The sequence below is a fragment of the Psychroserpens algicola genome (assembly GCF_014526325.1).
GTDB classification, from domain to species: Bacteria; Bacteroidota; Bacteroidia; order Flavobacteriales; family Flavobacteriaceae; genus Psychroserpens; species Psychroserpens algicola.
In genome coordinates this window covers 113,151-138,972 of the sequence record NZ_JACNMJ010000006.1, presented here as the reverse complement: position 1 = coordinate 138,972, position 25,822 = coordinate 113,151, and the positions used below count along the sequence as shown (strand labels likewise).

Below are 25,822 nucleotides of genomic sequence, written 5' to 3'. Positions count from 1 at the left end.
AGGATCTCATCATCTAAACGTGCTAGTCAGTAATTATTTCAACTTCCCCAGCATGCCTTTCCAGCGTAATTGTCGGATAAAACGTCCTTGGTCTTCGGTGACTAATTGTTCTAAATTATGTCGTTTTCCTCTAAAATATCCTGAGATATAATCCTTAAAAAGCGCAAAGTTTCTTTTTTTATAAGCGAGTTTTATTGCCGAGATTAAGGTGATGAAAAATCCATAGCGCATTTTATACATAGCTTCGCCTTGGAGGTATTTTGAGGCTTTATTATAACTGATTCCTGTAGGTTTGAGATGTTTAACATGAAGCGATTCATCTGTCAGTAATTCCCAATCATAATACTTGGCTAGAAGCTCGTCAACCGTATCCCATCCCATCGAAGGTTTTAGTTTTCCAATATCTAAAAAACACGCTTTACGATAGGCTTTAAGTGCGCCTCTAATATGATCTTTTCGTGTAAGGTTTTCTAAAACCCAATCGTTGTCTTTTTTGATATAGCAGAAACCTGCCACCATTCCTAAGCGTTCGTTCTGATTAAAATGAAAGGCGAGCTGTTCTAAATAGTTTTTAGGAAAAATAAGATCGGCATCAAATTTACAAATCACATCATAGTGCTTGTCTAAAGTATCATACCCTTTATAAAATGCATTGATAATTTTAGCACCAGGAATATGTTTGTCTGAAGATCTAGTATTAACTAGCTTTATATTGTGATGTTTGGCGGCGAAAGTCTCTACTATAGATGGTGTCTTGTCGGTAGAATGGTCATTAACAACAACTATCTGTTTTGCAGGTAGAGTTTGGGCAACTAAAGATTCTAAGGTCTTTTGTATAACCGTTTCTTCATTATGTGCAGGAATGACGATGTAGAAATTCAAACTTTAAAAATTAGATTCCAAAGTTAAACTTTAAAATTTCAAAATGGAATAGTAATTATGATTCTGAAATTCTTTCAGCATAAACAATATAATATCGCGGTGTAAACCACCTTAGAATAGGTCTGATACCAATTTTTTTAGTAGGATTGGTCCATTTTTCAGAAGCAATTATCTTCCAGCCAGCTTTTTCTAAAAGCCAATCAAATTGCCAGTCTTCAAATTCGTGGAAATGACGGTCTCGCATATCTGTTTTGCTTCTGTAAGCTGAGGCAAACCATAATTTAAGCGGAATGCTAGCTACTAATTTATCTGTTTTTATTGATTGTAAGACGGTAAAAGGAGAGAGGAGATGCTCAAAGATTTCAAAGGCGGTTACCACATCTGACTGAGAATTTTCAATTTCCGAAGTATTTATATCTAAGTCGGTTCCTGATGTGTTTTCTACAGAATATCCATGAGATATCATCAGTTTTGATAAGGGGTTTTTAACACCAAGGTCTAATATAGTGTCATTGGTTGAAACATGCTGCTTCAAGAAATTAATGGTGTGTTTAAATCGTTTATTAGGAAATGTCTTTTCGTACATTATATCAATACTTATAGACAATCGCATTAATATTCATACCTGCACCAACACTGGCAAAGATAATGATATCGCCTTTATTGATGTTTTGACCTTCTAATTGTCCTTTTAAAATCATATCGTATAATGTAGGTACTGTTGCGACACTAGAATTACCAAGGGTATTAATAGTCATGGGCATAACACCTTCTGGCATGTCCATATTATGAAGTTTGTAAAATCGTTTTACAATAGCTTCATCCATTTTTTCATTAGCCTGGTGAATGAGTATTTTTTTAACATCAGTAACGGCATGCCCACTTTTTTCTAAACATGATTTTAGAGCTACTGGTACATTAGTAAGTGCAAATTCATAGATTTTACGACCATACATTTTAATGTATCTGCGCTGGTCTGTAATGTCAGGATGGTTAGTTTCCCCAAAATAGATGAAATGTGCTTCGTCTAAAGCAAATGTCGCAGAATCATGAGTGATAATACCTCCATCTTCGTCGCTTTCTTCAACAATAACAGCACCTGCGCCATCGCTGTAAATCATAGAATCTCGATCATGCTTATCTACAACACGCGATAAGGTTTCGGAACCGACAACCAAACATCGTTTAGCAAGTCCGGACGCAATAAATGCTTTTGCTTGAATAACACCTTCAATCCATCCTGGACATCCAAATAATAAGTCGTAGCCTACACACTTCGGATTTTTAATTTTTAATAAATGCTTAACTCTCGACGCTATACTCGGAACAGTATCACTTTGCTCAGTATTGTGTTTAACATCACCATAATTATGAGCAACGATAATGTAATCTAAAGTTTCTTTATCAATATTGGCATCTTCGATAGCTTTTTCCGAAGCATAGAAAGCAATATCAGAATTTAATAATTCGGGCTTTATATATCGCCTTTCCTGAATTCCAGTAATCGCTTTAAATTTATCAACAATTACTTCATTACTGCTATTTATTGAGGAGCCATCAGCATTTAAAAACTCATGATTATAGAAATCTTCATTTTTTTCAATACGACTCGGGATGAAACTTCCTGTTCCAGTTATTTTAATACTCATACATTAGGGTTTTCTGTAAGACAGAATCAAACATGGCAATATACTAACATTTACTGAAATGCTAATTTTCAATTTGTGATTTTTACGATGTTCAAAAAGCGTAAAACTAAACTTCTTCCATGTAAGCTTCTATAGGAGCGCAAGTACAGACAAGGTTTCTGTCGCCATAAGCATCATCCACACGACGTACACTAGGCCAAAATTTATTATCTCTAACGTAATCTAATGGAAATGCAGCTTGTTGACGCGTATACGGTAACAACCATTCGTCATCAGTAATCATAGCCATAGTATGAGGTGCATTTTTAAGAAGATTATTCTCATTGTCTTTTGAGATATTATCAATTTCATGTTTAATAGAAATCATGGCGTCACAAAAGCGATCCATCTCTTGTTTACTCTCACTTTCTGTAGGCTCAATCATCATAGTTCCAGCCACAGGGAATGAAACGGTTGGTGCATGAAAACCATAATCCATTAAACGTTTTGCAATATCGACAACTTCAATACCATGAGCTTTAAAAGGTCTGCAGTCAATAATCATTTCGTGAGCAGCACGACCTCGTTCACCAGAGTATAGGGTTTCAAAAGCACCTTCTAAACGTTTTTTTATGTAATTGGCATTTAGGATGGCCATTTCAGTAGATCTCTTTAAACCAGAAGCTCCAAGCATTTTGATATAACCATACGATATAAGACAAGCAAGCGATGATCCAAAAGGAGCAGCTGAAATTGCCGTTATCGCCTGATCTCCTCCGGTTTTTACCAATGGATTACCAGGAAGAAAAGGTACCAGTTGTTTTGCGACGCATATTGGTCCAACACCTGGTCCGCCACCTCCATGTGGTATTGCAAATGTTTTATGTAGGTTAAGGTGGCAAACATCTGCACCAATATTTCCAGGGTTGGTTAGTCCAACTTGTGCATTCATATTTGCACCATCCATGTATACTTGTCCGCCATTATCATGAATAATTTGTGTAATCTCTTTAATAGCAGATTCATAAACACCATGAGTTGATGGGTAAGTAACCATTAGTGCCGATAGATTGTCTTTATGTAATTCGGCTTTTTCGCGTAAATCATCAACGTCAATATTTCCTTTTTCGGTAGACTTTGTGACAATAACTTTCATTCCAGCCATTACAGCACTTGCAGGATTGGTACCATGAGCAGAAGAAGGAATGATGCATATATTTCTATGATGATCACCACGAGATTCATGATAAGCTTTAATAACCATTAAGCCAGCAAACTCTCCTTGAGCACCAGAATTTGGTTGTAATGACGTACCAGCAAAACCAGTTATTTCAGTTAATTGATCTTCTAAAGCTTTTAAAACCGCATGATAGCCCTTAGCTTGTTGCGCAGGAACAAATGGATGTATTTTTCCCCATTTAAACCAACTCAGAGGTAACATTTCTGCAGCAGCATTGAGTTTCATCGTGCAAGATCCTAATGAAATCATAGAGTGATTTAATGCTAAATCTTTTCGTTCTAATTGTTTGATGTAACGCATCAATTCAGTTTCAGAATGATGAGAATTAAAAACAGGCTCTTGTAAAAATGTTGTTTGACGTTCTAATTGCTTGTCGATAGCATTGGTTTCTGAAATTTTAGAAATTTCAATACTGTCTTTACCAACACTTTTAGCGAAAACAGATACAATTTTATTAAGTTGTTCTAGTGTTGTTGGTTCATTTATAGATAATACAACTTCATTATCGTTAGGATAGTAGAAGTTCATTTTTTTAGCCTCAGCTTCAGCCTTAACTTTCTTGGCGTCTGCTTTGAAACATAAGGTGTCAAAAAATGAGGTGTTGATTTGTTCAAACCCTAAATTTTGGAGTGTATTTGACAAGGTTACAGCTTTATTGTGAATCGCACTAGCAATAAACTCTAAACCTTTCGGACCATGGTAAACGGCATACATACCAGCCATAACAGCTAATAATACTTGAGCAGTACATATATTAGATGTGGCTTTGTCGCGTTTAATATGTTGTTCTCGGGTTTGAAGTGCCATTCGCAAAGCTCTATTGCCATTAGCATCTTTTGTCACACCAATAATACGTCCTGGAATATCACGTTTATAGGCTTCTTTAGTTGCAAAATATGCTGCGTGTGGACCACCATAACCCATCGGAATCCCAAAGCGCTGTGTGGTACCAACAACAACATCGGCTCCAAATTTTCCAGGTGCTTCCAGTTTGACAAGACTCATGATATCTGCAGCTACGGCAACTTTAATTTGTGATGCATTAGCTTTTTCAATAAAAGACTTGACGTCAGTAACTTGTCCGTGTTTTCCAGGATATTGTAAAAGTGCTCCAAAGAAATCCTCTGAGAAATCAAAGTTGTCGTCATGACCGATAACAAGCTCAATTCCAATAGGATTAGCTCTGGTTTGTAATAAAGAAATGGTTTGTGGTAGGCAATGTTCAGAAACAAAGAATTTATTGATTCCAGCCTTTTTCTGATCGCGTTCACGTACTGAAAATAATAAGCTCATAGCTTCTGCAGCAGCAGTACTTTCATCAAGAAGCGAAGCGTTGGCGATTTCCATTCCGGTAAGATCAGTGATCATGGTTTGGAAATTTAAAAGTGCTTCTAAACGGCCTTGGGCAATTTCGGCCTGATATGGTGTGTATGCAGTATACCAACCTGGATTTTCTAAAATATTACGCTGAATTACAGCAGGCATAATCGTAGGATGATAGCCTAAACCAATGTAGGTTTTAAAAACCTTATTTTTCTTTGAAAGATCATAAATATGTAATAAATAATCTTGCTCGCTCATTGGCGCATCTAAATCTAATTCTGATGTTAATCGAATGCCATCCGGAATAGTTTCATGAATGAGTTGCTCCATAGAATCTACACCAATAGTTTCTAACATTTGCTTTTGATCTGCGGTTCTCGGACCAATGTGACGAAGTGAAAAATCTGCTGTATTCATTAAGTGACTTGAATTGAATTTTATTTTTGCAAAATTAAGCAATTATTGACCTTAATATGTTAACGTAAATGAAACTTTTCAACCATTTGAATCGGTTATTAACAGTTTGTCTATTTTTGTATGGTGCATGTTTTAAAAAAAATATTCGATTTCTACATTAACTCTAGTCTGCATGTGGCTTTAGCAGTGTTTTCTCTATCATGGCTAACCTTATTGCAATTTGGTATTGAATATGACAAACATGTGCTGTTTTTCATTTTGTTTTCGACAATTACAGGCTACAATTTTGTGAAGTATTTTGGCTTGGCAAAATTCCATCATCGAAGTTTGGCAAACTGGTTAAAAGCAATACAGTTTTTTTCGTTATTATGTTTTGTTGCGCTTTGTTATTTTTTATTCAAATTAGAAACAAAAACCATTCTGTATGTGACTGTTTTTGGTGTTGTTACTTTTTTATATGCTATTCCATTAGTTCCAAAAACGATTTTTATTGATAGTAAAAAAAATTTAAGGAGTATTAGCGGATTGAAAATTTATGTCATTGCACTCGTTTGGACAGGAGTTACTGTGCTGTTGCCTTTGCTCAATAATGATTATGCTATGACAAGCGATGTTGTCGTTGTGGCTCTACAGCGATTTGTTTTTGTGATGGTTTTAATGCTGCCATTTGAAATAAGAGACTTAAGTTATGATAGTTTAAAGTTATCTACCATTCCGCAAAAAATAGGAGTGATGCGTACTAAAATTCTAGGTATTGTATTAGTTTTAGTGTTTTTAGGCTTGGAGTTTTTTAAGATAAATAGTGCGATACAACTATGGAATGCTCATATCTTAATAAGTATGCTAACGCTTATATTTTTGGTTTTCGCAAGAGAGAATCAAAATAAATATTACAGCGGATTCTGGGTAGAGAGTCTATCTATTTTGTGGCTGCTATTAGTGCTGCTGTTTGGCTAACTCTTTTTCGAATGCTGCCTTTAGTTGCTCTTTAGCTGAAGCATCTAAAACAACAGGCTTTTTGGTGATAAGCTTTGTAAGCTTAGCGTTATTTTTGGTGTATTTTCGACACGCTTTACAATACAGTAAATGTATATTCAATTTTATTTTTTCCCATAGTGTAGCCTCCTTGTATTGTGTTTTGTCACATACATGGTTTGCTTCTTTGCAAGGAATAAAAAACTTGTTACTCATAATTAAAACCAACTTTTTTCAAGGCAACTAGCCATTGCTGTTCGTGCCCTGTGGATAATTACCCATAGATTAGACGCTGTAATATTTAATTCATTACAAATGGCTTCAGTTTCGTAATTTAAAATGGTTTTCATTTCAAAAACCTGTGCTTGTTTAGCTGGTAATTTTTCTAAACATTTGTCTATAGCGATACCCAACTCAGTATTTTCTATAGAGTCTTCAGCAGTTTTATCATAGGGATCTGCAACCCGTTCTTCTAGCCAATCGCCTTCATTTTCATCACCACTATAATTCATTCTAACTTCAGCTTTTCCTTTATTAGAATTAATTTTTCGATAGTAATCTATAATTTTTCGTTTCAATATTGAAATAAGCCAAGTACGCTCGCTGGCTTCTCCTTTAAAATTTTTCATAGATTTCAAACCAGCCACAAAAGTATCTTGAACTAAATCCTGAGCCATATCTTTATCATTTACACGCGTTATGGTGTAATTGAATAAATAATCTGAATATAAATTAATCCATTGATTAGGATCTATGACATGTTTTGGCATTTCTTTTTCTGAAAATTTTATTTCAAAAATAATGTAAAAAATTGAGTTTATCTAAAGATTTAGTAGTGTATGGTTTTTTTGTTTTTTACTGAAACTTCAGAGCCTTTGGCAAAAATTACAGAGGTTGGTATAGCTGTATGAAGTGTTTTGAAGGAAGTGCCATAATTGGCTTCAAAATCAACGTTTATACTGTAATCGTTTACTTTTAGCTGTTGCCATGAAGGATGAACAACTTCATATTCAAAAGTTTTAGTGTTGTACTTGGTGTAGCCAAAATAATGTTCGGTAATAAATTCTGCTTCAGAACCTTCATCAATATCTAATAACACCTTGTCTGTTTGTACTGCAATAGATTGCCATTTACTGTTGAGTTTCCAACAGTATTCAAATGTGTTATACCTGTCATACTCAGTAAAATTATGACGCATTTGATGGGTTTGGTAATGTTCGTGATATATTGAATTTGCAACTAATGTTATCAAAGATTTTGGAACGATTTCTTTAATGAATACGACTCCTCGTTCACCATGTCTTTGCACATAAAATCTTAAATTTACTTCTTCAAAGTTGATATGATACGGAAGTTTGATGCCTAAAACTCTGGTGTCCATAAACATAAAGCCAACAACGCTCACATAACATTTACCGTTGAAAAAGTCAAGTTCTGTTCCTTCAGGAACAAAAGGTTTAAGAATGTTAGGATCTATCTCATAATTGATGAGAATTAAATTTTTCCAGTAAGCGTTTAAAAATGTCATTATGCTAATGTATTAAATCATTTAATGCAAGTTCAATATCTGTATGTATAAATTTGAATCCGTTATCTAATAAACGTTTCGGAATCACATTTCTACTTTTTAACACCAGTTCGGGCTCTGTGCCAATTAGTTTAGCACCAAACTTAATGAGCCATTCTGGATGTGGAATACCAAAGGGAATAGCCATAACTTTTCTGAAGTTTTTCATGAGTATTTTATTATTGGTAGGTTCAGGAACCGAAAGATTAAAGTTACCATCAAGTGTTTCGTGATCTATTAAAAACGCAATCGCTCTAGCAAAATCCAATTCATGAATCCAACTCACTTTTTGAAGTCCTGAAGCCTGTTTGCCGCCTAAACCAAATGTTACCAGATTTTTTAATGGTGTAATAGCTCCCCCATCTTTTCCCAAGACTATAGATGTTCTTAAAGCAATTTTTCTGGTTTTCGGATTGGTGATAGTGTAAAAGGCTTTTTCCCAGGATTTAGCTATGTTCATGGAGAAGTCGTCACCAATTTCTCCATTAGCTTCTGTCATTTGCTTATCTGTCGAATGTCTGTAAATGGTAGCAGTGGAGGAGTTGAACCATACTTCTGGTGGATTTTCACATAAGTTTATCGCTAAGCCTAAAAGATGAGTAGTATCTATTCTGGATTCGTAAATACGTTTTTTATTGGCATCAGTATATCTGCAATCTACAGATTTTCCGGCAAGATTAATAAGGACATGTGTTTGGTTAAGAATTTTAGTCCATTGTCCTAAGTCTTTGGCATTCCAGTAGATGTCATTCTCACGTTTAGGTGTGCGAGTCAAAATGTATATGGTATGTCCTTTATTGACAAAATAGTTTTCTAAGACCTGGCCTAAAAAACCACTACTACCTGCTATAGTTATTGTTTTCATTGCTTTTGAATTAAATAGGTGATGTAAACAAAATAAGTTGCAATTGACATTGGTAAAACACATATAACAGTAATTTTAATACCATGTGGAATATTAAGAGTCGATTGACTTAGTAATACAAGAATTCCTAATAGTACACATAAGGAAACAACTGCTACTTTATAGTATTTGAGATGTTGTTTCTGGCTATTGGTGTTTGCTTTATATCTACTTATCAGAAGGTATAATAGCTGAATTATTCCTAAGAAAAACTGACATGTTAATCCGCTAATATTATCGATCAAGATATAAGCGAATAATGTTGATGTGAGAAAAATCAAGTTGGTATAAAATAGAATTTTCATGTTTAATGTCTATTGTTCGTTGTGTACATTATAAACAGGTGTCTTTATTATTTTTTTGTTGCCTTGTCTAGACTTACGACGCCCTCTAAAAAAGAAGAATAAGTTGATGAATAACATCACGCCTAAGTAAATAGAGAAACCACCAATTTTCTTACTCAAGATCTCGATTAGTGTCTGTAAGCTCATTTCCGAAGCACTATAATAACTAATCTTGAGGATAAGCAAAGCCCAACCAATATTGATGAGGTAAAAGCCAATCTCAAAGAGTTTGTTGGTAGCTAATGCAATGTCCTCTTGACCTTTAAAGATGTCTAACATAAAGTATTTACCATTTTTAAAGAGCATTTTAGAGACATAAATCGTAAGTAAGATCACGACAGGTAAATAGATGAGATAACCGATAATAATTTTTGAATTTTCCATGATGTAATATTTAGTGTGTTGATTTGATGTATTGGTTTACTTTTTTTGATTTTACTAGGTAGTTAAGACAGAGCACGTTATTATAATGTAAAACCGCCAAGCCAATGATTATGTTACCTAGATGCTCACTTAATGTGTTTAGCATTTCGGTTAGGTTATGAACTTTATCCCAATACGCCAGCGTTATAATTGCATAACCTAGATTTGTGAGATAGTAGCCAATGAGTAATAGATTATTGATTGGCTTTACAATGGTATTGTCTTGTTTGTATAGATGCAATAGAAATACTTCGCCATGAGTATAAAACATCCAACCTACTTTTATCATAATCAATGCGATAATTGGAAGGTAGATGCCATATGTTAAGATGTTGTAGTTCATTGCTTGTTGTTTTGAATTTTCAGAAAATATTGAAAGTTAGATTTAAATTTTTTTAGTGTGTATGGTGTAGGTTAAAAAAATCATCAAACCTAACGGAAATATAAATTGCCATCCGAAAATGTTTCCTTGCCAGACCAGAAAAAAGAAACCTACTATTGCAAAATAGATGTAAATTAATTTGTCCTTCGGAAATGCGATAACAAATAGAATCGCAGCGATAACTTGAAGGATTCCGGTAAAAATTAGTCCGTAAGCCAATCCAGCTAAACAGCATAGCGCCAGAATATTAATGACTTTTGAAAGTTGAAATACAGTTTTCATAGTTTATGGTATTATAGAACTTTCAGAAAAAATTGAAAATTTCGTTTAAATTTTTTTACTTGATGAGTTTGAGTAATGACTTGGTAATCCAGTTTTGTTTTTGGTTTACTATTTTATTAATCATATCATCTGCGGTTTCAGTTAAATCGTGTAAGGCTTTAGTTTGTTTTATGAGTTCTTTTGTTTTTTCTGTGCCATCATCTTTAATAGAAGAAACGTCTTTTAAAACTTTAATAACGGGTTGAATCTCTCTACGACTGCGTTCTTTAGCGATAATTCTTGCCAATTCTTGTACATCTTTCTCTGTTGTGAAATACTCTTTGCGTTCACCAGGAATAATTTCCTTAGTGACGATTCCCCAATCCATTAATTGACGTAGGTTCATACTTGTATTACCACGAGAGATTTTTAGGTCTTCCATGATATCTTCCATAGATAAAGGTTTGGTAGAAATAAAAAGTAAAGCCTGAATTTGAGCCATAGCCTTATTAATGCCCCAAAGCGAACCTAAGCTTCCCCAGGTACTAACAAATTTTATTTTGGCTTCGTCGTAATTCATGGCGTTAATTATGTTTAACATGACAAATATATAAAATATTTTAAACTTTCAATAATTATTGAAAGTTTATTTTAAAAAATAACCGAAGCTGTTACACTTCGGTTTAATTGTTAAGCCTTTTCAATCAGTCCAGCACGTTTCAGTAAAGCGTCTGGTTTAGGTTCTTTTCCTCTAAATCGTTTGTATAAGGTCATAGGATCTTCAATACCACCTTGAGAGAGCACATGATTTTTAAATTTAGTGGCAACTTCTTTATTAAATACGCCTTTTTCTAGGAAATATTCAAAGGCATCTGCATCTAGAACTTCAGCCCATTTATAACTGTAATATCCAGAACTGTAGCCACCTTGAAAAATATGAGAAAACGAAGTGCTCATACAATTTTCTGCGACATCAGGATAGAGTTTTGTTTTTGAAAATGCGTTTAACTCATGAGATTTAACCGAAGTAATTCCAGAAGGATCTTGTCCATGCCATGACATATCCAACAAGCCAAAACTTATTTGTCGTAAGGTTTGCATGCCTTCATGAAAGGTTGCCGATGCTTTTATTTTTTCAATGAGTTCCATAGGAATCACTTCTCCAGTTTCATAATGTGTAGCAAATAACTCTAACGCTTCCTTTTCATAACACCAGTTTTCTAAGACTTGTGAAGGTAATTCAACAAAATCCCAAAATACACTTGTTCCTGATAGACTCGGATAAGTTGTATTGGCTAACATGCCATGCAAAGCGTGTCCGAACTCATGAAATAAGGTGGTGACTTCATTAAAGGTGAGGAGGGAAGGTTTACTTTTTGTAGGCTTTGTAAAGTTACACACTATTGAAATATGCGGTCTGTCATTAACACCGTTTTTGATGTATTGCGATTTGTAAACTGTCATCCAGGCGCCATTTCGTTTTCCTGCTCTTGGAAAAAAATCAGCATAGAAAATCGAGACAAGATTTCCTTTTATGTCTGTCACTTTATAAGTTAACACATCCTCATGGTATTTATCGATAGTATCGATGGCTTCAAATTTCAAATCGTATAAACGTTCAGCAATGGTAAAGGCACCATCAATAACATGTTCTAATTTAAAATACGGTTTAAGCTGTTCGTCATCTAAACTGAATAATTTTTGTTTTAGTTTTTCTGAATAATAGGCGCCATCCCATTTTTCAAGATGATCAATCCCATCTATATCTTTTGCAAAAGCTTCTAAATTTTGAAATTCTCGTACTGCTGCTGGTTTGGCTTTATCTAAAAGTTCATTCAGGAAATTTTCAACAGTTTCAGGTGTTTTAGCCATACGTTCTTCCAGTACAAAATGCGCATGGGTTTTATAACCCAGTAAATTGGCACGTTCGTGACGTAATTGGGCAATTTGAAGGACATTGTCTTGATTGTCTAAATCATCACCTTTAAAGGCTTTTGCACCTGCTGCAATAGCTAGTTGTTTTCTGAGCTCACGATTATCAGCATAAGTCATAAACGGAATATAACTCGGGTAATCCAATGTAATCAACCAGCCTTCTTTTCCTTTTGATTCAGCTAATTGTTGTGCGGCTTCTTTAGCACCTTCTGGCAATCCGGAAAGGTCTGCCTCGTTGGTAAGATGCATTTCATACGCATTCGTTTCTGCTAAAACATTTTCACCAAATTTGAGTTTCAACTGGCTCAATTGTTTATCAATCTCTCTGAGACGTGCCTTTTTTTCTTCGGAAAGGTTAGCTCCATTTCTGGAAAAGCCTTTATATTTTTTATCGAGCAAGGTTTTTTGTTCGACGGTTAAATCTAAAGAAGCTCTGGTATCATAAATAGCTTTGACACGTTTAAATAAATCTTCATTTAAAGTAATGTCATTACTAAACTCTGATAGTAACGGTGAAACTTCTTGAGCAATTTTTTGAATCTCATCATTGGTTTCCGCACTATTTAAATTGAAGAAAATACTGGAAATTCTATCCAGTTCTTCTCCAGAAAAATCTAATGCTTCAATAGTGTTTTCAAAACTAGGCGTTTCAGTGTTAGAAGTAATGGCATCAATTTCTGCTCGTGCGTGTTCGATAGCTTTTAAAAATGCAGGTAAATAGTCTTCATTTTTAATTTTTGAAAATGGTGCTGTATGAAAAGGTGTGTTAAATTTTGAGTTTAAAATGCTCATATGGAAAAGGCGTTATTTTTTATGTCGATTAACGTATTGTTAAGAACGTTATGTTAAATTAATTACTAATTTTGCAGTATTATTAAAACTTATTTTTTTGTAAGATTTTAGTAAGAATTGATTAATAGCTCTGAACCTCGTGTAAAAGCGAGGTTCTTTTTGCAGTGTACTTTTCTAAAGGTCTTTAGAAGATGCCGTAACTTTATCCTTTAAACTCTCTTTATACCTAATTATTGTTTCACGAACATCAGGCTGAGTTGCTCCAATAATCTGAGCCGCTAAAATTCCTGCATTTTTAGCACCATTTAGCGCAACAGTTGCCACTGGAACACCTCCAGGCATTTGAAGAATTGATAAGACCGAATCCCATCCATCAATAGAGTTGCTGCTTTTTACAGGAACTCCAATTACAGGTAACGGTGATAATGAGGCTACCATGCCTGGTAAATGCGCTGCTCCTCCAGCGCCAGCTATGATAACATTGATACCTCTGGTATGGGCATTTTTACTAAAATCAAATAACTTTTCTGGAGTTCTATGAGCTGAAACAATATCGACTTCAACCGCTATATTAAATTCTTTTAAGATGTCTATCGCATCTTGCATAACAGGAAGATCACTTTTGCTTCCCATAATTACTGCTACTTTTTGCATAACCTTAAATTTTTGTCAGGTCCAGAATAATCAAAACCTAATTAATAATAACACCTCTCAACTGCAGTCGAGGTCATGTTATTCACTTATAACTTTTATTGTGTTTTTTACAACTTCAGCAATTTGTCTTGCTTCATTAATATCTTCATTTACAATAGTCACATGTCCCATTTTACGAAAAGGTCTGGTTTGTTTTTTTCCATAAATATGTGGTGTAACGCCTTCGAGTTCCATAATGGTTTCAATGTTTTTATAAACTACAGGTCCAGTATGCGCTTCATCACCTACTAAATTTACCATGATACCACCAACTTTACTATCAGTTTTCCCAAGCGGTAGATTTAATATGGCACGAATATGTTGCTCAAATTGTGAGGTGTAACTGGCTTCAATGGTTTGATGTCCAGAATTATGAGGTCTCGGAGCAACTTCATTAACCAGAATTTCGTCATTTTCAGTTTGAAACATTTCAACAGCGAGCAAACCAACATGGTTGAAAGCTTTAGATACATTCATAGCAACTGTTCTTGCTTTCTCTGCGACATGATTACTTATTCTCGCCGGACAAATGACATACTCAACTTGGTTGGCTTCTGGATGAAATTCCATTTCAACCACAGGATAAGTTTTCACTTCACCTTGCTGATTTCTAGCAACAATCACTGCTAACTCATTCTTAAAAGGAACTAAATCTTCAGCAATACATTCGCCTTTAGGCAGACCTTCTAAGTCGGAGAGTGATCTTACTATTTTGACACCATTGCCATCATAGCCAAATTGAGCGGCTTTCCAGACAAAAGGGAATTCTAATCCGCCATTTTCGATAGCATCCTCAATTTCAGAAATGTAGGCAAAACGTGTAAAATCAGAGGTCGGGATACGATGATCTCTATAAAATAATTTTTGTGTTGCTTTATTTTGAATGGTACGTAAGGTCTTTGACGACGGATACACTTTAATACCTTCTTTCTCTAGTTTTTCAAGAGCATCAACATTGACGTTTTCAATCTCGAAAGTTAAAAGGTCAACATGTTTACCGAAATTATAAACGGCATCAAAATCCATTAAATCTCCTAAGGTAAAATGATTGCAGGCAATCTTGCATGGTGCTTCGTCACTGGCATCCATAACATGTGTGGTAATATCAAACTTTCTGGTGCTGTACAACATCATTTTGCCTAATTGACCACCACCAAGAATACCAAGTTTAAAATCTGAAGAAAAATAGTTCATCAACTTTTGGTTGTTTCCGAGAAAACGGAACTCTTTTTATAGGTTTAAAATATCGTTTTCGTTTCACAAAAATACATTATAAATATAAAGGATTAGCAAAAATGGAATTCAAAAATCGGTAATCGCCAATCTATTGATTATCTTTGCTTTTTTAAAATCAAAATCAAGTGATTAAACTACACGATTTATACTTTAAACCATTCATTTCCGAAGATGAAGTCGACACTATAGTTGAACGTATGGTAAATGATATCGCCAATGATATGCAAGATGAAGTTCCTGTATTTGTAGGGATTTTAAATGGTTCGTTTATGTTTGTTAGTGATTTTGTAAAAAAATATCCAAAGCCTTGTGAGGTTACGTTTATCAAACTGGCGTCTTATGAAGGTTTAAAGTCATCTGAAGATATTCATCGCCTTATTGGATTAACTCAGGATTTATCAGGTAGAAAAGTGGTCATTTTAGAAGATATTATCGATTCAGGTAATACTTTAGAAGAAGTAAATCGCATTTTTGAAAACGAAAATGTTGACGAACTTAAAATTGCAACTTTGTTTTATAAGCCTGAAGCCTATAAAAAAGATTATAAACTCCATTATATTGGTAAAGAAATTCCTAATAAATTTATTGTAGGTTACGGATTAGATTACAACGGACTAGGACGTGATTTACCAGCTATATATCAATTAAAAACAACACAATACATGACTAATTTAGTGCTATTTGGACCTCCAGGCGCAGGAAAAGGAACTCAAGCCGAATTTCTAAAAGAAACCTATAATCTGGTACATATTTCTACAGGAGATGTGTTTAGATTTAATATCAAAAACGAAACAGCTTTGGGTATGCTAGCCAAATCTTACATGGATAAAGGCGAATTAGTTCCAGATCAGGTCACAATCGATATGCTTAATGCTGAAGTTGAAAAAAATGCTGATGCCAACGGTTTTATTTTTGACGGATTTCCGCGAACGCATGCACAAGCTGAAGCATTAGATAAACTCATGGATAGTAAAGATTCTCAAATCAATGCCATGATTGCATTAGAGGTTGATGACGAAGTGCTTGTAGGACGTTTATTAGAGCGTGGTAAAACAAGCGGCAGAAAAGATGATGCCAATGAAACTGTCATTAGAAACCGAATTACAGAATATTACAAAAAGACAGCAATTTTAAAAGATTACTACACAGCACAAGATAAATACTTTGGTGTAGATGGTGTTGGTAGTATTGCCGATATCACTAAGCGATTAAACGCTGTAATCGATACATTGTAAAAAAAAGCTTTAAAAGGAAACGAATTTAGATAACAAAGATTATGACTGAGGGTAACTTCGTTGACTATGTTAAAATGCATGTGTCTTCTGGTAAAGGAGGACAAGGTTCTGCACACTTACATCGCGAGAAATTTATTGAAAAAGGTGGACCAGATGGTGGCGATGGTGGTCGTGGTGGACATGTTATTATCCGCGGAAATTCTAATCTGTGGACACTCTTGCATCTCAAGTTTAAAAGACATGCCAGAGCTGGTCATGGCGGACACGGAAGTAAGAGTCGAAGTACTGGAGCCGATGGTGAAGATATTTACTTAGAAGTCCCTTTAGGAACTGTGGTTAAAGACACTGAAACTGATGAAGTGCTTTTTGAAATTACCGAAAATGGTGAAGAACAAATCGTCGTTCAAGGTGGTCGAGGCGGATTAGGAAACTGGCATTTTAAAAATTCCCGAAATCAAACACCACGTTATGCCCAGCCGGGAGAAGAATTGCAAGAGAAAGATATCACTATCGAACTCAAAATCTTAGCAGATGTAGGATTGGTAGGCTTCCCAAATGCAGGAAAATCAACATTATTATCTGTAATTACTGCGGCTAAACCTAAAATTGCCGATTACGAATTTACAACACTCAAACCTAATTTAGGAATTGTTGAATATCGAGATTATCAAACCTTTGTCATGGCCGATATTCCTGGAATTATCGAAGGTGCAGCAGAAGGTAAAGGTCTAGGGCATTATTTTTTACGTCATATCGAACGTAATTCCATACTACTGTTTCTAATTCCTGCCGATGCCGAAGATATCCGTAAGCAATACGATATTCTATTAGATGAGCTTAAGCGTTACAACCCAGAAATGCTGGATAAAGAACGTATGATTGCTATTTCTAAGTGCGATATGTTAGACGACGAGCTAAAAACTGAATTAAAAGCAGAATTAGATGACACTCTGCCTATTCAATATATGTTTATATCATCTGTAGCACAACAGGGTATCACAGCACTAAAAGACAAACTCTGGAAGATGCTCAATGACTAGGTAAGTCAACCTTATTTATTATGAAGCAATACATTAAAAGCATTGTAGAAATTAATGATAATCGGTTAAGCCGCTACTTTTCATTTTTTATTCAAGCATTAATTTTAGTGTCTATCATTACCTTTTCGGTAGAAACGATTCCAGATTTAAAACCACAAACCAGAACGATTCTTCAATCTATAGAGTTGTTTTGTGTTATCGTTTTTACCATAGAATACCTCCTGCGCATTTACGTAGCAAATAGCAAACTCAAGTTTATATTTAGTTTTTTCGGAATCATAGATGTCCTCGCTATTTTACCATTTTATTTGTCCTTTGGAGTCGATTTAAGATCTTTACGAGCCTTACGCTTTTTGCGCTTGTTTAGAATCTTAAAACTAGTGCGTTACAACAAAGCAATGAACGAGTTTCTCAATGCTATTAAGTCGGCTAAAGAACAAATACTACTGTTTATATTCATCACATTAATTCTTATTTATTTCGCAGCCGTAGGTATTTATTATTTTGAAAATCAAGCCCAGCCCGAACATTTTTCATCCATCTTCGATAGCCTCTGGTGGGCAATTATCACACTAACAACAGTGGGTTATGGTGACGTTTATCCTATAACTGTTGGCGGCAAAGTGTTTACCTTTTTCATTCTCATGATTGGTTTGGGTATCGTAGCGATTCCAACAGGAATTATTTCATCGGCTTTAACAAAATCTGTCGATAAAAAGGAATCTGAATAAGCTTCAGGGCATTCCCATGCCGCTCGTCAAAAACTCGGTCATGGTCAGGCTCTCGGTAGTCGCTTCCCAAGCTAGAGCTTAGGAGAGCTCCAACAAAACCTCCATCCTTAATGCAAGCACTAAAGTTAAAGTTGGCCTTGTAGGATGATTTTTTTCTTATCTTTAAAATAAAAATGCAATGAGATATACCTTTTTATTACTCGTCTTATTTATAGTGACATCATGTGCACCAATTCGAGTAGATTACGACTATGAAAAGACAACAAATTTTGAAACGTATAAAACCTATAATTACTATGGTGATATTAAATCTGGATTGAGTGATTTAGACACCAAACGATTATTTAGAGCTCTAGATGAAGGGTTAGAAGCTAGAGGTTATACCTTATCTGATACACCAGATTTTTTTATCGATATCAAAAGTGTTGAGTTTCAACAGCAACGCCAAAATAATGTCGGTGTCGGTGTTGGTGGTACTGGCAGAAATGTAGGAGGTGGTATTTCAATAGGTTTGCCCATCGGACAAAGTCAGTTAGGTCGGGAAATTGTTTTCGAATTTGTTGATGAAAACAAAACAGGACTCTTCTGGCAAGCTATATCCGAGTCTAATTATAAACCAAATGCAACTCCCGAAAAGCGTGAAGCGCAATTTAAAGCCATTGTAGAAAAAGTGCTTGAAGGCTTTCCTCCAGAACAAAAATAACTCGATATTTAGCGTTAAGGTCTTGTTAATCATAAGGCTTTGAGTGAGTTGTTGTTTTAATTTTAAATGAATTTTAAAAAAACAACCATGAAAGTTACATCACTCGTAATGCTATTATTTATGTTTAGCAGCTCAATTTTTGCTCAAGAATCAGTTATCGAAATTCCTAAAGGATATTCTGATGATGTCGGACAAATGATCTCAATGTTAGATAATTTAAAAGCACGTGTTACACGACAAGTTGTGAATCTAGATCAAGAGGGTACCGATTTTCTTTTAGATGAAAATGCGAATACTCCTGGCGCTATAATATATCATTTAGCAGCAACCGAAGCCTACTATCAGGTCTATACGTTTGAAGGTCGTAGATTTAATAAACAAGAACAAAGACAATGGAATACAGCTTTAAATCTGGGTGCAAAAGCGCGTGAAGAATTTAAAGACAAGCCTATATCGTATTATTTAAAAATTTATGATGACGTAAGGGCAAAAACAAAAGCACTCTTAAAAACTAAAGATGATGCATGGTTTAAAGAAAAAATAGGAAACATGAGTCATCATTGGGCCTGGTTTCATGTGATGGAACATCAGGCGAATCATATGGGTCAATTGGCACTTATAGTAAAACGTATTTAAAAAAAGAGGCTTAACAATTTAAGCCTCTTTTTTGTAGTGTATGTAAACTATTTATTTAGATTCTACAGTAATTCTTGTTCCTTCGCTATGGCTGCTAAACTCAGGAGCATACATACTTTGAATAGTTGTAATCCCATTGCTCATATGTCCAGCATTATTAACTCTAAGGTCATATTCAAATACGTAAACGCCTTTTGGTAAATGGTCAAAAAAGAAATTGGTAGATGCATCTTTGGTGCTTTCATAATAACCCAATCCGTCTTGGTATTTATAACGGGATAAAACGTTTACAGGTTCTAAACCAGCAGCACGCATATCTTTCATATGAATAAAATCCATGGCTCTATCACTTCGTAGCTCGATGCGAACTCTTACTAAATCTCCAACATTCAATTGAGTTTCAGTAGTTATTTCAGTCATCTCTTCACCTGTATCAGTATTGGTCTTTTTAAAGAGTTTCTTTTTTAATTTCAGTGGTGTTTCAGCAGAAGTAATTTTATCTAAATCTTCAAAATATTGCCAGTATAAAGCTCCCCAAGCAATCCCATTACCTTTTTTTGTGAGCTCTACAGTTGCCATTTCAGGCTTAATTTCAGCAGTGTTCCAGGAGGTTTTAAAATAGCCAGTACCTGCTTCAACTTTAACATCTTCTAATGCAGAAGGCTCGATGTGTTTTCCGCCTAAAACAATATCTACCATCTCAGTAACGCTAAGCCAGTCACTACCTTGAAGTAGTAAAGCATATACTGCATCTGTAGTGGCTTTTGTGGTAGACCAGCGATTGGTTTGTTTGTGTTTTAGTAACCATATTTTTAAATTATCGACTGTAGTGATGTCATTTTCGATTTCTGAAAACGCCTCAATCAATAGGGCTTGTGTTTCGATTGGCGCCTGATACCAGTACCATGAGTTTGTATTTTCTTTCCAGTACATGCCTAACTCTTCAGAAGTAATACTGTTTTCACGTAAGGACTCTAATAGCTTTGCAGCGGTAGATTTATCATCCATTCGATTTAATACAAGTGCCATTAATCCTTTGGCGTATAATGTGCGGTTTAACCAGTATTTCTGAATTTGTGTTTGGTAATAGTCTGTAATCTCTTGAACTTCTTTCGACTTGTTGATCTGCGGAAAAAAGCTACGCATGTACAGGTAATGCAGTTGCGTATAACTTAAGTGATCTAATGATAAATCGGCATCAGCGTTATACTTTCTAATGTTTTTGTATTCCTGAACAAATTCATCATCCAAATACTGAATGGCTTTTTTAATCATTGAAGCTTCCTCATTACTGGTATTGACCTTTAATTGCTTTAAATGACCAAAACCTGTAATGATATGTTGTGTGATGTATCGGTTAGGTCGTCCGCCATTAAACCAAGGCCAGGCACCATTTGTCATTTGACCATTGATGAGTTTGCGTTTAGCCGATTCTAATTCGTTATTCATTTTGTTTAAATCGAACAATAATGCAATGCGTTTTTTCTGTTCGGTTTCACTTTGGGCATCACGTAACCAAGGTGTTTCTTGAATTAAAATAGATTTTAGTTCCTGATTCTTTTCCAGATTACTTAATAATGCGTCAGTATTTCTCCACTGATTAAATACCTCCTGAATTCTAGGATTAGTATTGGCTATATGGCTCGCCAAAGCATTGGCATAGTAACGGCTAAAAGTTTGTTCATTACATTCGTATGGGTATTCCATCAAATATGGTAAGGCTTGTACAGCATACCAGGCTGGATTTGATGTCATTTCTAATGTAAGCTTATGATGTTTTAAGGTGGTTGAGTTGTTGGAAGCTAACTTATCAAGTTTAAAAGTTTTACTTTCATTACTTCTAATCCACATTGGTAAGGTTTCAGTAACTAACATTCTGTTGCTTAAAACAGGTAAAGCACTTTGTTCGCCATCGCTGTAACTACCAGATTTTGCAATGATTTTGTATTGAACAGCATCTACATCAAACGGAATGTTTAGCGTCCAGGATGCTTGAGTATTTCCTTTAGCATCAACAGTAAAATCTTTTACTTGTAAGTGTTGTATGGCATCGTAATTCATGTTACGTCGTCCTAATAACTGTTCGGTGATGTCATCTCCCGAAATGGCATCAGAAAGTATCAATACCGCTTGACCTGATAAAGAATTATCGGTTAAGTTTGCGATTTTTGTACTAATGGTTATTTGGTCACCTTCTCTTAAAAAGCGAGGTGCATTTGGTAAAACCATTAGCTCTTTTTGTGTTACTGTCTCTAGAGTTGTTGTCGCACTTTCTAAAGACTTCGTATGCGCTAATAATTGTAATTTCCATTTTGTTAAGGCTTCAGGTGTGGTAAAACTAAAACTGACCTGACCTTCGCTATCGGTTAATAACTGTGGAAAAAAGAAAGCTGTTTCTTGTAGGTTTTTCCGAATGACGACTTCATTAAATTTTTGCGTCATGTCTTGACTTGAGGATTCTTCAGATTCAGAAGTATTTGAACCACCAGCTACAAGGGATTCAGCATTCCCAGCAGCATCCATGTCCATTTCAGCATCTTCAGAAGCCAAACTTACTGCAGCAGACCTTTTCATTTTTGGTTCTGAAACGGCATAAGCAGCTACTACAACTTCTTCTAACTCGACAGACTCATTCATTGTAATTGTGAAGTAATTATCTTCTGAGATTTTAATGTCTAAATCTGAAAATCCTAGATAGCTTATATGTAAAACCTGTCCTTTTTTAGCTTTTAAAGAAAACTTTCCGTCAAAATCTGTGACAACTCCTGTTTCAGTACCTTTAATTACTACATTGGCACCAGGAAGTGCTAACCCTTGATTATCAGTTATAATTCCTTCAACATAGCCTTTTTTTACACTGGAAAAGTTTTTACTTGTATACGTCGATGGAATCACCTGTTGTTGCCTTAAGTATTGCTGTCTTCCGTAGTAATAATCGCTAAAATAAAGTCCGAAAAAATCCAATTGATCATAATACTGAACCGTATAATTTCTATGACCATAATTTAGATTTTCAACTCTAAAGTTATTAACCCTAAAGCTTTTGCCAGCATTCAAACGATATCTTGAATAATAATGCGGTTGCTGTATTGGGGTAAAATACCAGTCATGAGATTTAAATTGATCTAATGAAGCGTCATACATACTTGCGAGGAGTTCGGCAGAAACTTTATCACCTTGCGGACCTTTAATTTTAAAGCGCCAAGTCTCATCAGTACCAGGTTGTAACTTATCTCTGAACGTCATTGTTTCAATATCTAAATCGGTTTTTGGATATGGTACAACAATTGGCATGCTGCCGTGTTTAAACGTATTTTTAAACGCATAAGTGTAATGCACTACAAAACCACCAAGGTCTTTAGTTTCTACTGGAATTCGAATGGTTTTTTTGTTATTGTTTAAAGTGACAATTTGCTTGCTTATAATTTTTGAAGCTTTTTCAATTTCAACCGTAACATACAAATCTGTTGCTGAAGAGGCTAGTGTCAATTCAGCAGTGTCACCCGACTTGTATTCATTTTTATTTGTTGTTGCACTAAATAAGGCATTGTCGGCCAAGTGTTCATCAGTTCTACTATAAAGTGTAGTTTGTATTTCATCTTTTACAGCTTGTCCAAAGCGATCTTTAGTCTCTAATAGTATTACATATTTACCAGAAGTCCAGCGTTTTATTTTTCCTAATGCTATTGTTTTTGATTCTCCTGTATCAAAGTCTTTAGAAAACACCATTTCACCTTTATCCCAGTTGATACTCTTGTCCTCGTCAGAATAAGCCTCATGTGGAAATAAGCTTTTAAACTCTGTTTCAGAAAAGACTTGATAATCTGGAGCTTCCCAAGGTCTTGATCTTAATACTGTATTAGGTGCTTTAAGTTTATAAATTTTTATGGTTCCTTTGGCATCAACAGGTTCGCCATTAAGATTTTTTGTATCTATAGTAATTTGATGAGTTTTTTCATCTTTATCTAATGTAGGAGCGACACCTATAGAAGCAGTCAATGCATGATATCCTACATAAACAGTAGTGGTAGCGCTTCGGGTTTCTCCATTAATATCAGTGATATCTGCGCTTATTTCATAGTTAAATGTTGGAAGTGAAGATCTATCGACACTCGTGTCAGGTATGGCTTTAAAATTGACTTCAAAATTTCCTTCGGCATCTGTAATCGTTTCACCATGGGTAATTTCCTGAGGTTCTGTATTAAAGTAAGGTCTATACCAGTAATACCAGCGTGGATATTGCACTTTTCGGTGTACACGATACACAACTTTTGCATCAGTAATATGACTTCCTGCGTAGGCAAGTGCATTTCCCTTTACAGTAACTGTATCGTTAACTTTATACGTATCAGAAACCGGGTTAAACGTGGCCTCAAATTTAGGTCGCTTATATTCTTCAACCGAAAAGGAATGGTAAGCATTGATATTATTGGAACCCTTTAACCGAATAGAAAAGTGACCAGTTAGCCCATTGTTAGGTAAAATAAACTCACCGGCTACAGATCCAAAATCATTTGTTTTGAGTTCAAGTGTCTTGACTTTTTCATTATTGGTATTGTACAGCGTGACTGTAACTGGTTTATCTGAAAGTACTTCCGATTTATCCTTTTTAGTTGTCATCACTATACCTTTAAAATATACAGGTTGCCCTGGACGATAAATACTACGATCTGTAAATAAAAATGCTTTGTAAACCGGATAATTCGGAGTGTTATTTCCGTAGTTGTAGTAACGGTTTAAGTACAGGTCATCATATTGCGCCTGGTCATTACTTATGTTTATAATCAGCTTAGCATCAGTACGATTATACCGCACTTGAGATACAAAAAATTCGCCTGAATCATTAGACGTATAGTTTTCAGTAATTCTTTTGCCTTGATAATTTTTGACATAGGATAACGTAATATTTGCACCTTTAAGTGGTTTTCCATTTTGTCTGTTGACAACCTGATAAGTTATATTGCCTTCATTTTCTTTTTGAATATAGGCAATGTCAGTAACTTGAATTTCTTTGAAAGCGTAGGCGTCACTATCATTTTTAACCTCACCAAAAATGACGTAACGCCCATTTTTAAGTTTAGGAATGGCTATTTCTGTATTATGTAATTGATAGTCTTTTTCATCCTTAAGATTGGAAGTCCATCGCTCAATAGGCTTCATTCCCTTTAAAATCTTTAATTGATCTGAAGACTGGTTATAGGTACGGAGTATTTTTAAATCAGCTTCGGAAACTGTACCTATTTTAAAATCAATAGCAGCCGTATTTTTATAGCTAATTAAAGCCAGTGAATTGGTGTTTATTGGCACCAGTTCTTCGGTAGTGATTTGTAAGGTTTGTGATAAAATTTGCGTTTTAAGAATGCTACACTTTTCAGCACCTTTACTTTTTGGGTAGCTATTGATAGCACTATTACAAACTGCTAAAGCATCTTTGAGTTTCCAACGGTTATTGGGATTGGTTTTGTTATGATAGTTTTGACCTTGCTGGTGGAATAACTTAGCAATCTCAAAGTCGTACAAAGCAGTAACATCAAGTTTCGCTGTATGCCATTTTTTGCGTTCTTCTTGTAGAGCATTAAGTAGAAGTTCTTCTTTATTGTCAAAAACAGCATGCTCGTACACATAGTTTAAACGTTCAATATTGACATCGACAAGTGCTTTGGGAGAATTGTCTTTGAGGTGGAATTTTATCAGGTTTTGATAAATCTTTAAGGCTTGTAATTGTAACGAGGAACTATCTTTAGAAACTAATTTTATATTGGCAAACTTGTTTGATGGACTGAGTAAATTGGAATTGTCAATTTCAAATTTATAAGCAGGTCTGGTAATATTATTTTCTTCTGTTTTATAAAATTGAAGGGCATTATGTGACAATAAATCAAAGAGCGTAGGTCTGTAGATTTTAGAATCGACTTGCTCTATTAAGATTGCATCATAGGTTTTTAAATCTGTTTGCTGTAAAATTAATCCGTTTGCTAAAGATTGCTCATAATGCGTGTGTACCTCATCGAATAAGGTTTGTAAGTCCCAGGTTCTAAAATCATTTGTGTCTACTTTTTCACTGGTTTTAGTACGATTGTAAAATTTCCATTTATTCTGATTAAAATACTGCCAGTATAAAGTCGCTAAAATGTTTTGAAGTACATTTTTTGTAGGTGTTTTACTCTTAGAAATAGCGTCTTTAAAATCCTGAATGACACTAAACTGAGCTTCTTCTTCAAGAATAAGCGCATATTTGCTTTTAAACAATAAGGATTTAATTTCCTGTGGTGTATTTTGACTTGTTTTTGCTTTTTCTGCAATTGATTCAACAATTTTTAATGCAGATTTAGGCAAACCTTGATTTTCAAAATCATTGACTTGTTTCCATAACTCAGAATACTCTTGAGGAGTTTGAGCGTTTGAAAAATGAGCAAAGCAAAATATCATTAATAGACTTATAAATGGTTTCATATTTTATTTTTTTGGAAATTTA

At 34.9% G+C, this 25,822-nt stretch carries 23 protein-coding genes; 6 read left to right on the top strand and 17 right to left on the bottom strand.

The features are described from left to right. Positions 1–33: 33 nt before the first annotated feature. From H7350_RS13050 to gcvP, 4 genes are all read right to left on the bottom strand, one after another. Complete coding sequence (locus H7350_RS13050; RefSeq protein WP_204346359.1) at positions 34–882, bottom strand: glycosyltransferase family 2 protein; 849 nt, start codon at positions 880–882, stop codon at positions 34–36. 55 nt (positions 883–937) lie between these two features. Beyond that, positions 938–1,468, bottom strand: a complete 531-nt coding sequence (locus H7350_RS13045; protein WP_204346358.1) for a class I SAM-dependent methyltransferase — start codon at positions 1,466–1,468, stop codon at positions 938–940. Between the two features lie 4 nt (positions 1,469–1,472). Next, on the bottom strand, positions 1,473–2,531 hold the full coding sequence (locus H7350_RS13040) for a 3-oxoacyl-ACP synthase III family protein (RefSeq protein WP_204346357.1): 1,059 nt from the start codon (positions 2,529–2,531) through the stop codon (positions 1,473–1,475). Between the two features lie 106 nt (positions 2,532–2,637). Next, the gene (gene gcvP / locus H7350_RS13035; protein WP_204346356.1) at positions 2,638–5,490 is read right to left on the bottom strand and encodes an aminomethyl-transferring glycine dehydrogenase; all 2,853 of its coding nucleotides are present in this window, start codon (positions 5,488–5,490) and stop codon (positions 2,638–2,640) included. 120 nt (positions 5,491–5,610) lie between these two features. Here gcvP and H7350_RS13030 point away from each other — a divergent pair, with 120 nt between their 5' ends. Further along, a complete protein-coding gene (locus H7350_RS13030; RefSeq protein ID WP_235989348.1) occupies positions 5,611–6,447 on the top strand; it encodes a UbiA prenyltransferase family protein in 837 nt (278 codons plus the stop codon). Here H7350_RS13030 and H7350_RS13025 read toward each other — a convergent pair. From H7350_RS13025 to H7350_RS12970, 12 genes are all read right to left on the bottom strand, one after another. Beyond that, the gene (locus H7350_RS13025) at positions 6,427–6,681 is read right to left on the bottom strand and encodes a glycine dehydrogenase (RefSeq protein ID WP_204346355.1); all 255 of its coding nucleotides are present in this window, start codon (positions 6,679–6,681) and stop codon (positions 6,427–6,429) included. The two genes, H7350_RS13030 and H7350_RS13025, sit on opposite strands and share 21 nt — an antisense overlap. Positions 6,682–6,683: 2 nt before the next feature. Next, positions 6,684–7,235 (bottom strand): sigma-70 family RNA polymerase sigma factor, encoded by a 552-nt coding sequence (locus H7350_RS13020; RefSeq protein ID WP_204346354.1) that lies wholly within the window; start codon positions 7,233–7,235, stop codon positions 6,684–6,686. Between the two features lie 59 nt (positions 7,236–7,294). Then, positions 7,295–7,993, bottom strand: a complete 699-nt coding sequence (locus tag H7350_RS13015) for a YqjF family protein (protein WP_204346353.1) — start codon at positions 7,991–7,993, stop codon at positions 7,295–7,297. A gap of 4 nt (positions 7,994–7,997) precedes the next feature. Beyond that, positions 7,998–8,897, bottom strand: coding sequence for a TIGR01777 family oxidoreductase (locus tag H7350_RS13010; RefSeq protein WP_204346352.1), 900 nt, complete (start codon positions 8,895–8,897; stop codon positions 7,998–8,000). Further along, positions 8,894–9,241 (bottom strand): hypothetical protein, encoded by a 348-nt coding sequence (locus H7350_RS13005; RefSeq protein ID WP_204346351.1) that lies wholly within the window; start codon positions 9,239–9,241, stop codon positions 8,894–8,896. The genes H7350_RS13010 and H7350_RS13005 overlap by 4 nt, the downstream gene beginning before the upstream one ends. Positions 9,242–9,250: 9 nt before the next feature. After that, positions 9,251–9,664 carry a hypothetical protein gene (locus H7350_RS13000; protein WP_204346350.1) on the bottom strand — a complete coding sequence of 138 codons (414 nt, stop codon included), beginning with the start codon at positions 9,662–9,664 and terminating at the stop codon, positions 9,251–9,253. Positions 9,665–9,674: 10 nt separating this feature from the next. Continuing rightward, on the bottom strand, positions 9,675–10,046 hold the full coding sequence (locus H7350_RS12995) for a hypothetical protein (protein WP_204346349.1): 372 nt from the start codon (positions 10,044–10,046) through the stop codon (positions 9,675–9,677). A 42-nt stretch (positions 10,047–10,088) separates the two neighbouring features. Then, positions 10,089–10,367 (bottom strand): hypothetical protein, encoded by a 279-nt coding sequence (locus H7350_RS12990; protein WP_204346348.1) that lies wholly within the window; start codon positions 10,365–10,367, stop codon positions 10,089–10,091. A 55-nt stretch (positions 10,368–10,422) separates the two neighbouring features. Next, positions 10,423–10,926, bottom strand: a complete 504-nt coding sequence (locus H7350_RS12985; RefSeq protein ID WP_204346480.1) for a GbsR/MarR family transcriptional regulator — start codon at positions 10,924–10,926, stop codon at positions 10,423–10,425. A 110-nt stretch (positions 10,927–11,036) separates the two neighbouring features. Beyond that, entirely contained in the window at positions 11,037–13,073 is a 2,037-nt protein-coding gene (locus tag H7350_RS12980; protein ID WP_204346347.1) for a M3 family metallopeptidase, read from the bottom strand. A gap of 174 nt (positions 13,074–13,247) precedes the next feature. Beyond that, positions 13,248–13,727: a 5-(carboxyamino)imidazole ribonucleotide mutase gene (gene purE / locus H7350_RS12975; RefSeq protein ID WP_204346346.1), complete on the bottom strand. Its 480-nt coding sequence runs from the start codon at positions 13,725–13,727 to the stop codon at positions 13,248–13,250. 78 nt (positions 13,728–13,805) lie between these two features. Further along, the gene (locus H7350_RS12970; protein WP_204346345.1) at positions 13,806–14,960 is read right to left on the bottom strand and encodes a 5-(carboxyamino)imidazole ribonucleotide synthase; all 1,155 of its coding nucleotides are present in this window, start codon (positions 14,958–14,960) and stop codon (positions 13,806–13,808) included. A 167-nt stretch (positions 14,961–15,127) separates the two neighbouring features. On the opposite strand from H7350_RS12970, the gene H7350_RS12965 reads away from it, so the two are divergent. From H7350_RS12965 to H7350_RS12945, 5 genes are all read left to right on the top strand, one after another. Next, positions 15,128–16,237 (top strand): adenylate kinase, encoded by a 1,110-nt coding sequence (locus H7350_RS12965; protein ID WP_204346344.1) that lies wholly within the window; start codon positions 15,128–15,130, stop codon positions 16,235–16,237. Positions 16,238–16,278: 41 nt separating this feature from the next. Continuing rightward, on the top strand, positions 16,279–17,277 hold the full coding sequence (gene obgE, locus H7350_RS12960; RefSeq protein ID WP_204346343.1) for a GTPase ObgE: 999 nt from the start codon (positions 16,279–16,281) through the stop codon (positions 17,275–17,277). A gap of 20 nt (positions 17,278–17,297) precedes the next feature. Next, a complete protein-coding gene (locus H7350_RS12955) occupies positions 17,298–18,008 on the top strand; it encodes an ion transporter (RefSeq protein WP_204346342.1) in 711 nt (236 codons plus the stop codon). A gap of 178 nt (positions 18,009–18,186) precedes the next feature. Continuing rightward, the gene (locus H7350_RS12950; protein WP_204346341.1) at positions 18,187–18,711 is read left to right on the top strand and encodes a DUF4136 domain-containing protein; all 525 of its coding nucleotides are present in this window, start codon (positions 18,187–18,189) and stop codon (positions 18,709–18,711) included. Positions 18,712–18,798: 87 nt separating this feature from the next. Beyond that, positions 18,799–19,347: a mycothiol transferase gene (locus H7350_RS12945; RefSeq protein WP_235989347.1), complete on the top strand. Its 549-nt coding sequence runs from the start codon at positions 18,799–18,801 to the stop codon at positions 19,345–19,347. Between the two features lie 51 nt (positions 19,348–19,398). Here the strand turns inward: H7350_RS12945 and H7350_RS12940 are convergent, their stop codons facing one another. Then, complete coding sequence (locus tag H7350_RS12940; protein WP_235989346.1) at positions 19,399–25,800, bottom strand: alpha-2-macroglobulin family protein; 6,402 nt, start codon at positions 25,798–25,800, stop codon at positions 19,399–19,401. Between the last annotated feature and the right edge of the window lie 22 nt (positions 25,801–25,822).

Coding starts and splice junctions, on each gene's coding strand:
- H7350_RS13045 (WP_204346358.1), bottom strand. CDS start 1,468: ATGTACGAAAAGACATTTCCTAATAAACGATTTAAACACACCATTAAT.
- H7350_RS13040 (WP_204346357.1), bottom strand. CDS start 2,531: ATGAGTATTAAAATAACTGGAACAGGAAGTTTCATCCCGAGTCGTATT.
- gcvP (WP_204346356.1), bottom strand. CDS start 5,490: ATGAATACAGCAGATTTTTCACTTCGTCACATTGGTCCGAGAACCGCA.
- H7350_RS13030 (WP_235989348.1), top strand. CDS start 5,611: ATGGTGCATGTTTTAAAAAAAATATTCGATTTCTACATTAACTCTAGT.
- H7350_RS13025 (WP_204346355.1), bottom strand. CDS start 6,681: ATGAGTAACAAGTTTTTTATTCCTTGCAAAGAAGCAAACCATGTATGT.
- H7350_RS13020 (WP_204346354.1), bottom strand. CDS start 7,235: ATGCCAAAACATGTCATAGATCCTAATCAATGGATTAATTTATATTCA.
- H7350_RS13015 (WP_204346353.1), bottom strand. CDS start 7,993: ATGACATTTTTAAACGCTTACTGGAAAAATTTAATTCTCATCAATTAT.
- H7350_RS13010 (WP_204346352.1), bottom strand. CDS start 8,897: ATGAAAACAATAACTATAGCAGGTAGTAGTGGTTTTTTAGGCCAGGTC.
- H7350_RS13005 (WP_204346351.1), bottom strand. CDS start 9,241: ATGAAAATTCTATTTTATACCAACTTGATTTTTCTCACATCAACATTA.
- H7350_RS13000 (WP_204346350.1), bottom strand. CDS start 9,664: ATGGAAAATTCAAAAATTATTATCGGTTATCTCATCTATTTACCTGTC.
- H7350_RS12995 (WP_204346349.1), bottom strand. CDS start 10,046: ATGAACTACAACATCTTAACATATGGCATCTACCTTCCAATTATCGCA.
- H7350_RS12990 (WP_204346348.1), bottom strand. CDS start 10,367: ATGAAAACTGTATTTCAACTTTCAAAAGTCATTAATATTCTGGCGCTA.
- H7350_RS12985 (WP_204346480.1), bottom strand. CDS start 10,926: ATGAATTACGACGAAGCCAAAATAAAATTTGTTAGTACCTGGGGAAGC.
- H7350_RS12980 (WP_204346347.1), bottom strand. CDS start 13,073: ATGAGCATTTTAAACTCAAAATTTAACACACCTTTTCATACAGCACCA.
- purE (WP_204346346.1), bottom strand. CDS start 13,727: ATGCAAAAAGTAGCAGTAATTATGGGAAGCAAAAGTGATCTTCCTGTT.
- H7350_RS12970 (WP_204346345.1), bottom strand. CDS start 14,960: ATGAACTATTTTTCTTCAGATTTTAAACTTGGTATTCTTGGTGGTGGT.
- obgE (WP_204346343.1), top strand. CDS start 16,279: ATGACTGAGGGTAACTTCGTTGACTATGTTAAAATGCATGTGTCTTCT.
- H7350_RS12955 (WP_204346342.1), top strand. CDS start 17,298: ATGAAGCAATACATTAAAAGCATTGTAGAAATTAATGATAATCGGTTA.
- H7350_RS12950 (WP_204346341.1), top strand. CDS start 18,187: ATGAGATATACCTTTTTATTACTCGTCTTATTTATAGTGACATCATGT.
- H7350_RS12945 (WP_235989347.1), top strand. CDS start 18,799: ATGAAAGTTACATCACTCGTAATGCTATTATTTATGTTTAGCAGCTCA.
- H7350_RS12940 (WP_235989346.1), bottom strand. CDS start 25,800: ATGAAACCATTTATAAGTCTATTAATGATATTTTGCTTTGCTCATTTT.